We start from the raw sequence: 8,928 nt of genomic DNA, 5'->3' as shown, positions 1-8,928 counted from the left end.
CCCAGACCCTCGAGCGCATCGCCAATGGCTGGCCAAACAGCGCTATCGAGGCGCTCATGCCTTGGAACTACCACCGCTGAACGGCATCAGCTACCCGCTTACGCTTCTTCGGCGAGCTGCTCCATAGCAACGTCGGTTACGACGTATTCAGCCAGAGGCCTGTTGCCGACATGGTCTTCGAGCAATTACCCTGTACGATCGAACTGATTTTGATCCTCGATCTTATGGCCGGTCATGATAGCCGTGCCGCTCGGCTGCTACTCGGCCATGCGGCGCAACTCCTTGGTCGACCATATGGCCGGCGTCGTGACGGTCGCCACGATCGCCATTCCGTCCTTCGTCATGGCGGTTTACGCGCTGCTGATTTTTGCCGTGACTCTGCGCTGGTTGCCACCGATCGGAGCCGGCTATGGATTCTGGGATGGACTTATCTATCTCATCCTCCCAGCTTTCGCGACAGGGATTGGCTGGGTCGGCTACATCTCCCGACTGGTGCGGGCATCCATGCTTGAGACCCTGGGGAAAACCACATACGGATGGCCCGCTCTTTCGGAATCTCGGAATGGCGTATCGTTGCGCGCTACGCGCTGCCGCTCGCGATCCTGCCGACCGTGACCATACTCGGGGTAAGCATCGCGTGGCTTTCTTTCGTCCGTTCTCTTTATCGAGGTGGTCTTCGTTTCGTCACGGGCCACATTTCCCAGCGAGGGCCGGCTTGCGCTCGACGCAATTGGATCAAAAACGCGCGAATTATGAACGCTCTGTATCAAAAGGCCTTGGCCTTTGAAGCACAAATACGCCGTTGCGACCGCAATCTGGTGAGGCCCCGTCTAGCGACGGGATGCGAATACAGGGGAACAATCGCTTCTCGCACTTCGCGCTTTTCTGGCTAGCGAGCTACCCGATCGGTGTTTTTCAGCGCGCTGCAGGGCATTGCTTCACGTAACAAGAGGTCAGTGGCTTAACCTAGCGGGGCAGCGACTACGACGAGAACCGGACCGGAGCCTACAAAAGAATGAAGAAGTTGGTCGGTGCTAAAACCCCACAGGCCGTGGGGCGGACAGGTCCACGCAAGGTGCGGAAAATCGAGAACATCTGGATTCCGATGTCGGACGGCACCAAGATTGCGGCGCGCATGTGGCTGCCGGAGGATGCGGAGGACAATCCGGTGCCAGTGCTGATGGAATATATCCCCTACCGCAAGCGTATTCGTGATGAAACCATCCATCCCTACTTGGCTTCCTATGGATATGCTTGTGTGCGGCCGGACATTCGCGGGTCGGGGGATTCCGAGGGACTGCCGCAGGACGAATATGTCAAACAGGAGCAGGACGACGGTGTCGAGATCATCGCGTGGCTGGCCAGGCAGCCTTGGTGCACCGGCAAGGTCGGCATGTTCGGGAACTCCTGGGGTGGCACCAACGCACTGCACGTGGCTGCCCGCCGTCCCCCTGAGCTCAAGGCGATCATAACGGTTTGCTCGACTGACGACCTCTATCCCGAAGAGCCCTACACTGGTGGTTTACTCAACGATACTGTGTTCTTTGAGTGGGGGGTGGTTTGGCCCGCTTATTGTGGACGTCCGCCCGATCCGGCAATCGTTGGGGACCGCTGGCGCGACATGTGGATGGAGCGTCTCAATAACCTGGACTACTACCCCATATACTGGATTACCCACCAGCACCGAGACGCATTCTGGAAGCATAGGTCGATCAGCGAAGACTACGGCGCCATTCGGTGCCCCGTGTATGCTGTGAGTGGTTGGAACGATGTTTATTACCGCGCGGTTCCGCGCATGCTCGCCAACCTTAAATGCCCGCGCAAAGGGCTCGTCGGTCCCTGGGGTCACGGCTATCCGAACACTGGTAATCCGGGCCCGGCGATAGACTGGCTCACCGAGGCGCTGCGTTGGTGGGATTACTGGCTCAAGGATATCGAGACCGGCATTATGGACGAGCCGATGTATCGGTTCTGGATGCAGGAAGAGGCGACAATGCTCGGCGTACACCAGAGTCCCGGTCGGTGGGCGGCCGAGGAGAGCTGGCCTTCCCCGCGCATCAGGCCGCGCAAATTCTATCTCACCAAAGACGGACTGGAGTGCGGCGCCGGCGCCGAAACGGCGCGTGTTCTCAAGCCTTCGCAGACAGTGGGAATAACGGCGCCGCGTCGGCATTGGAGAGACATCGACACGGAGGCCCCGACCGATCAGCGTATCGACGACGCTCGCTCCCTGACATTCGATTCCGAGCCGCTCGAGGGGGAATTCGAGATTCTGGGCCAGCCGGTGGTCACTCTCGACCTGGCGGTCGACAAGCCGGTTGCGCTCCTGGCCGTTCGGCTCAATGAAGTCGAGCCCGACGGCCTGTCGAAGCGAATCACTTATAGTGTGCTGAATCTGACCCATCGGGATAGCGATGAATTTCCTCAACCGCTGGAGCCCGGCAGGCGCTATCGCATCCGCATGCCGCTGAATGATTGTGCCCATGTTTTCAAATCTGGCAGGCGCATTCGTGTTGCAGTGTCAACTTCATATTGGCCCGCATATTGGCCATCGCCAGAGCCGGTGACTCTGACAGTTTATGCGGGTCGGTCCGAGCTCGAGCTGCCGGCACGACCGCCGAGCGCCGCGGATAGGAATTTGAAACCCTTCGGCGCAGCCTTCGTCCCCGAACCCACCTCCGGGGGAACGGTATTACAGAAAGCCCCAGCGCCAACCAGAAGATCTGAATGGGATGCCGCAACGAAGAAACTTACCATACGCACCGTCCAAGGCGGCGGACTATCCAAGAGTGACGCCATTGGCATAGAAGTTGGGTCAATAACAAGCGAGCTGTCGGAAATACTTGACCAGGATCCGACCAGCGCCACCGTGCAAACGCAGTACATTGAGACCATGAAGCTCGACGATTTGAACGTTCGCGTCGAGAGTTGCCTGCATATGAGCTCGACCAAGGACAAATTTTTGGTTGTCGGCCAGCTTAAGGCCTTCGACCACGACGAGGAAGTGTTCACCAAGAGTTGGAAACGTATGATTCCGCGCCTGCTTGTCTGATATCCGGATCTTGGAGGTTGCAATAAGATAGCCAACCTAAGCGATAACGCGAAGCCGGCATGTTCGTGAGATAAAGAGCATCTGCCAATGAGCCCCCTGCGCGTCTAGTCGGCCGCGCTTGGGAAATGTGTGATGAGGGTTGGGATCCTTGGCGCAAGCGGGAGCGATGATCCGTTCATCAGCCTACCTCCTTGCCGCACTGATGGAGCGGGCGCGGTTGCCAAAGAGAAAAGCTCATATGGCGGGTCCCACAGCTCGCTTTGCGCGTATGCAGCCGAGAAAGACGTCGATATTCTTCGGATATGGAATAGTCGAACTTGGCAACGATCGGGCCACTCCGGGCTTCAGATCGAGTGCCAGCTCCGGTGCGCGAAAATCCGAACTTTCTTGATCCGATTCTTCCCAAGGACGTACCGGCAAAACTATCCCCACTGCCGCACCCAGCAACAGAGCCCCCGCGGCGCCCACCAACGCCCAGGTCAAGGAGTAGTTCTGGGCGACAGCACCCCAGATCCAGCTGCCGGCTGCGATGCCGCCATAAGTTAAGGCGTAGTAGATCGAGAGCGTGCGGCCGACAACCCCATCTTGGCCTCGCCAGCTGCACCCAAACGTCAGTCCCAGTCCAGGTGATAAGCCAGCCCGCGCCCCCGATCGCCATAGAAATTGCTGCGACAGCTACCGACGATGTCAGGGCCAGTGAAATGCAACATGCCGCACAAGCCATCGAGGCTAACGCCATCAGCGAGTGCTGAGAGACAGTCCGCCTCAAAAAGCCGTTGCTCATGCCCGCGATGAAGGCACCCATGCCGAAACCGGCCAACAGAATGCCGTAGACAATCAGCCCGCTTGCCAGCTTGTCTCGCACGACGAGAGGCAGTAGCGCGATAATGGAAATGCTGGCCATGCCGAACAGGGTTGCGCGGGCGATTGCTGCTCTGATTTCCGAGGACAACGCCATAAAGCGCACTCCGTCATGAATCGCCGTCGTCATTCTCTCACGAGGGAGAGGAGAAGAGCGAACTTGCCATTTGGTGCGCCAAATTGCGATTGGAGGCGCCAGATCACTCAAGGCTGCGAGGGCGAAAGCGGCCAACGGTCCAAAGAAAGGCCAGGATCACGCCACCCAGAGCCGGGCCTATGCTCCGAACTATGTTATATCCGACCGACATAAGCGTCACCGCAGCCGGAATGACGCGCTTGTCAGGATATCGCCAGCGGCTCGGCGCCGGCGAGACGTACGCCCACTCGGCTTCATTCCGCCGTCACCTTCCATTCCTGGCTAAGCAGCGTTGCGAGCGCTCTTTTCGTGAACCAGTCGGTGGGGGCAACCCGAGGTTCTCGCGAAGGGTAAAGCCTTCATATTCGGTGCGGAATAGGCCGCGGCGGCGCAACTCGGGGATGACCAGATCGATGAAATCGTCGAGCCCGCCGGGCACGGTCGGCGGCATGATGTTGAAGCCGTCGGCGCCGCCTTTGTTGAAGCGCTCTTCGAGCCCGACAAGCTGCCAATGGCCGCGGCCCCGGCGATGGTCTCGTAGAGCTGACGAACAACGTGACAACGCCATCGCGGCGGCTCCTCACAAGGCGTTACCGTGACATCGCCATTTCCCTACCGCTCAATCAATGTGACAGCGCCATTTCCGGACCTGTCCCCACATTCGGAGTGGTGCCGCGGATCCTGCTTATTTCAAACCACATCTCTGTATGCGATAACCGTTTCAGCCGGTGGCCCCTTTTGGCGCGAACCTCTACCTCAGGTGTCATATCCTTTTGTGAATAGTTTCGTAGCTGCCAACGCTACTTCTCAGGTCAGTTAGAATAGATAGATTTGGCTGCTTGGAGTAGCCCTTCAATTTACCGTTCCAAAGCAGAGCACCACTTGGAGATGTTATTTGGTCACGAATTTTGCAGCAAGCTCTGGAATGTTTCAGGACGCGTTTTTTAGCCGAGATGGATCTGAGCCCGTTCCGCTTATGATCAAAGCGGAAGGGATCTGGATGTTCGATGAGCATGGGAACGCCTACATCGACGGATCGTCGGGTCCTATCGCTTGCAATATCGGACATGCTAATGAGCGTGTTGCGCATGCGATGTATCAGCAGGCAATGACGCTTGATTTTGCTTATCCGCGCGTTGCGCGTCACGCCGCCAACGCAGCGCTAACAGGGCGGCTTTGCAGTCTAGCGGGGGTGCCATTCGAGCGGGTCGGTCTCGCGTCAGGTGGAAGCGAGGCTATGGATCTTGCGCTGAAGTTCCTGCGGCAATACGCGGTTGCAAAAGGCTTGTCCAGCAAGCGCATTTTGATCTCCAACATGCCTTCGTATCATGGCGCCTCCATCGGCACGCTCGCGATTTCGGGCGATGAATCCTTAGCACCTTTTCTATCTGGCTTCGCAGTTACAGGCGCGAAAGTGCCCGCTCCAATGACCTATCGAGGAGAACCGGGACTGTCGCCTGAAGAAATCGCTGAGCAAAGCGTAGCGGCGCTTGAGAATGCTATCGTAAATCTAGGCCCAGAAAACGTCCTCGCGTACGTGGTTGAACCAGTAGGCGGTGTGGCAACCGGATGCCTCGTGCCGCCACCTGTTTATTTTCAACGCATCCGTGAGTTGTGCGACCGATACGGCGTGTTTCTCGTATTCGATGAGATTTTATGCGGCGCCGGCCGAACTGGCAAGTTTCTCGCATCACACCATTTGAGCGGCTGCATTCCAGATGTCATTGTCATGGCAAAGGGAATTGCCGCAGGTTACAGTCCTTTAGGTGCGGTGCTTCTCCCGGCAGAGCGCGTTGATGAGTTGGCAAATCTCACCGGTTTTAACTTTTCACACACGTACGGCGCAAACCCTATTTCGTGCGCCGCCGCGCTCGCGGTCCTAGACGAATATGAAGATCACGATCTAATCACCAACGCCGCGCAAGCTGGCCAGCATCTTGGACGAATATTGCGGCAGCTCATGAACGCCTCACCCATTGTAGGCGATGTGCGCGGAATTGGGCTGCTATACGCGGTGGAATTGGTACAAGACAAGGACTCGAAAGCTCAATTTCATTACGATTTTAATGTGACTGAAGTCGCTCGGACCGAGGCATTGAAGGAAGGTCTAATAATCTACTCGAGGCGTACGTCCGGAGGAAAATATGGAGACTGGTTCATCGTCGCGCCGCCATTGACCGTCACCCGAGCCGACTGTGACCAGATCGGGCAGCGATTGGAGCGTATGCTAGAGGGTGTTCGACATAGATTTGAAACTGGATGCGGGGCAGCCGGTTCTCCTAAGAGGTCGTCGCTTGAGCTGAACAGCTAGATGCTTCGAGCAGGAAGTGATCCGATGGGACCACGGCATTGCTAATGGGCAGGTCGGACCCGCCCCTAGACGGCTCATGAATCTTTACTGGCAAAAGCGCACCGATCCGCAATGGTCTGCTGTCATTTACCCGTGATCGGAAATGCGCCAGGCGGCGCAACTTGGGGAGCGCCTTCGCGACGATGTCAATGAGCCGTCGTCACGCAAAGTCCAGAAAGTCGAGCAGGCGCACCTATTGCCTCTTGGCGCGCGAGGTTGAGCGAAATCGACAGCGGTTACCACTCGATGGTGAGCGTCCAGTCCTTACTATTCATGTACTTGAGTAGGGCTTACTTCATGCCATTCCTGCGGAGTTGCAGATGAGCAACGCTTTTATTGCCTATTTGTCGGCGGAACTTTCTGGGTTGAAGTCTGCTGGGCTCTACAAATCCGAGCGCGTCATCACATCGACGCAGTCATCCGAGATCGAACTCGGGGATGGCAGCAAGGTCCTGAATTTCAGCGCTAACAACTATCTCGGTCTGGCCGACAATCAAGATCTGCGGGACGCGGCTAAGGCTGCGCTCGACCGCTATGGATACGGCATGGCGTCGGTCCGCTTCATCTGCGGCACTCAGGAAGAGCACAAGCAACTCGAGACGCACATCTCCTCATTTCTCAAGATGGAAGATACGGTCCTCTATTCATCCTGTTTTGACGCAAATGCCGGTCTGTTCGAGACACTACTCGGCGAGGAAGACGCCATCATTTCCGATGGGCTGAACCACGCCTCCATCATTGACGGCGTACGGCTCTCAAAGGCCAGGCGCTTCCGCTATGCCAACAACGACCTGGCCGCGCTGGAAGAGGAGCTGAAGAAGGCCGAAGGCAGCCGCTTCAAATTGATCGCGACCGATGGCGTGTTTTCGATGGACGGCATCATTGCCAATCTTGGAGGCGTTTGCGATCTGGCCGAGAAATACGGCGCCATGGTCATGGTCGACGATAGCCATGCGGTCGGCTTCATCGGCAGGCATGGGCGCGGCTCGGTGGAGCATTGCGGCGTCGAGGGCCGCATCGACATCATCACTGGCACGCTCGGCAAGGCGCTTGGAGGCGCGTCGGGCGGCTACACGTCAGGCAAGCGCGAGGTCATCGACTGGCTTCGCCAGCGCTCGCGACCGTATCTTTTCTCCAATACGCTGATGCCCGCGATTGCAGGGGCGTCGCTGAAGGTTTTCGATCTGATCGAACAAGGCGATGCGCTGCGCAAGAAGCTCTACGCCAATGCCGACCGCTTCCGCTCGAAGATGTCGAAGGCGGGCTTCACGCTGGCTGGCGCGGACCATCCGATTATCCCTTTAATGTTGGGCGACGCCAGCGTCGCGCAGCAGATGGCTGAGAAGATGCTCCAGCGCGGCATCTATGTGATCGGATTCTCCTTCCCCGTTGTGCCGAAAGGCCAGGCGCGCATCCGCACGCAAATCTCCGCCGCACATTCGAGTGCGGATGTTGACCGTGCGGTCGAGGCCTTCACGGAGGTGGGCCGGGAATTGGGAGTCATCTGATGCCAACATGAGTGGAGCGACTTTGTTGATGCCTGCGAAGAAGTCATGGTGGGGCGCTGTCACATTGATTGAGCGGTAAGGAAATTGAGGTAGCAGCGCGCTCATGGCCGTGAGTGCACGGCCTGCCTGAAGAGCGCGGGGTCGGCGCCTCACGCGGCCACATCGTGACAACGCCCCTTGCTGCCACCCGCGACTTCGATCTTGGACGACTGCGTCGACGTGATGACGCGATCGCATTTGTAGAACCCTGCAGACTTCAACTGAGCCAGTTCCGCCGACAAATAGGCAATAAAAGCGTTGTTCATCGGCAACTCCGCAGGAAATGGCATGAAGTAAGCCCTACACAAGTGCATGACCAGTGAGGACTGGACGCTCATCATCGAGTGGTAACCGATGTCGATTTCGCTCAACCTCGCGCCACGATGCGATAGGTGACGTCGTCAGCTCCGAGCCCGTCATATTCCACAGGGATTGTGACAGCGAGCAAATCGGCATCGTCATGTCCCGGGAGATCGACGAGTCGGTCGCCTCGTTGAGGTAAGCGTCGTCGGCGTGTGGCGCGAGCCCGGCGGTGCAGAAAGTTGCCGTATACCCTCGCGCATCGCGCTCGTCGTCCGTCTTGCTGGTCTCCCAGCAGCAGGAGACATCGGTGTGTATCTGGCATTCCACCAAGATCCGGGCGACGCCTCGCCGAAGCGCGCCTGCTCGACTTTCGGGAGTTTGCGTGACGACAGCTCATGGAGATCGTCAGAAGCCGCTCGCCAAGTTGCTGTCGCATGGCTCATTTCCGATCATGGGTAGCTGACAGCAGTCGACCATGCCGGATCATCGTGCTTTCGCCAGTATAGATCCTTGAGCCGGCATGTGACGGATCCGATTTGCCCATTAGCGATCGCGGTATCGTCGATGCGCGTCACGGGCATAATGCCGCCGGCAGTCGAGGTGATGAACACCTCGTCAGCCCCTTTGATCTCAGCACGACTGACATCAGCAGCCGTGGCCGAGAGCCCCATCTCGGCAC

The 8,928-nt window shown here is 57.8% G+C and carries 4 protein-coding genes and 4 pseudogenes; 4 read left to right on the top strand and 4 right to left on the bottom strand.

Going from position 1 to position 8,928, the window contains the following annotated elements; all coding sequences use genetic code 11:
* The first annotated feature begins 234 nt into the window (after positions 1 to 234).
* Both NKI25_RS35730 and NKI25_RS35725 read left to right on the top strand, forming a co-directional pair.
* Positions 235 to 893: pseudogene (locus NKI25_RS35730) on the top strand (ABC transporter permease).
* A 122-nt stretch (positions 894 to 1,015) separates the two neighbouring features.
* Positions 1,016 to 3,052 carry a CocE/NonD family hydrolase gene (locus NKI25_RS35725; protein WP_353000852.1) on the top strand — a complete coding sequence of 679 codons (2,037 nt, stop codon included), beginning with the start codon at positions 1,016 to 1,018 and terminating at the stop codon, positions 3,050 to 3,052.
* Positions 3,053 to 3,301: 249 nt separating this feature from the next.
* On the opposite strand, the pseudogene NKI25_RS35720 reads toward NKI25_RS35725, so the two are convergent.
* Positions 3,302 to 4,251: pseudogene (locus NKI25_RS35720) on the bottom strand (MFS transporter); the annotation flags it as partial.
* A 63-nt stretch (positions 4,252 to 4,314) separates the two neighbouring features.
* A pseudogene (locus NKI25_RS35715) lies at positions 4,315 to 4,601 on the bottom strand (nitrilotriacetate monooxygenase); the annotation flags it as partial.
* Between the two features lie 343 nt (positions 4,602 to 4,944).
* On the opposite strand from NKI25_RS35715, the gene NKI25_RS35710 reads away from it, so the two are divergent.
* Entirely contained in the window at positions 4,945 to 6,360 is a 1,416-nt protein-coding gene (locus NKI25_RS35710; RefSeq protein WP_353000850.1) for an aminotransferase family protein, read from the top strand.
* A 359-nt stretch (positions 6,361 to 6,719) separates the two neighbouring features.
* Positions 6,720 to 7,907 (top strand): glycine C-acetyltransferase, encoded by a 1,188-nt coding sequence (locus NKI25_RS35705; RefSeq protein ID WP_353000848.1) that lies wholly within the window; start codon positions 6,720 to 6,722, stop codon positions 7,905 to 7,907.
* A 149-nt stretch (positions 7,908 to 8,056) separates the two neighbouring features.
* Here the strand turns inward: NKI25_RS35705 and NKI25_RS35700 are convergent, their stop codons facing one another.
* Positions 8,057 to 8,317: a hypothetical protein gene (locus tag NKI25_RS35700; protein ID WP_353000846.1), complete on the bottom strand. Its 261-nt coding sequence runs from the start codon at positions 8,315 to 8,317 to the stop codon at positions 8,057 to 8,059.
* Positions 8,318 to 8,698: 381 nt separating this feature from the next.
* Positions 8,699 to 8,928: pseudogene (locus NKI25_RS35695) on the bottom strand (branched-chain amino acid transferase); the annotation flags it as partial.

Source organism: Mesorhizobium sp. M0808, from assembly GCF_040320025.1.
In the GTDB taxonomy this organism is placed as follows: Bacteria; Pseudomonadota; Alphaproteobacteria; order Rhizobiales; family Rhizobiaceae; genus Mesorhizobium.
This window is presented reverse-complemented; position numbering and strand designations above follow the sequence as displayed.

What these genes read in the sequence shown, in the direction of transcription:
- NKI25_RS35725 (WP_353000852.1), top strand. Translation starts at nt 1,016, where the DNA reads ATGAAGAAGTTGGTCGGTGCTAAAACCCCACAGGCCGTGGGGCGGACA.
- NKI25_RS35705 (WP_353000848.1), top strand. Translation starts at nt 6,720, where the DNA reads ATGAGCAACGCTTTTATTGCCTATTTGTCGGCGGAACTTTCTGGGTTG.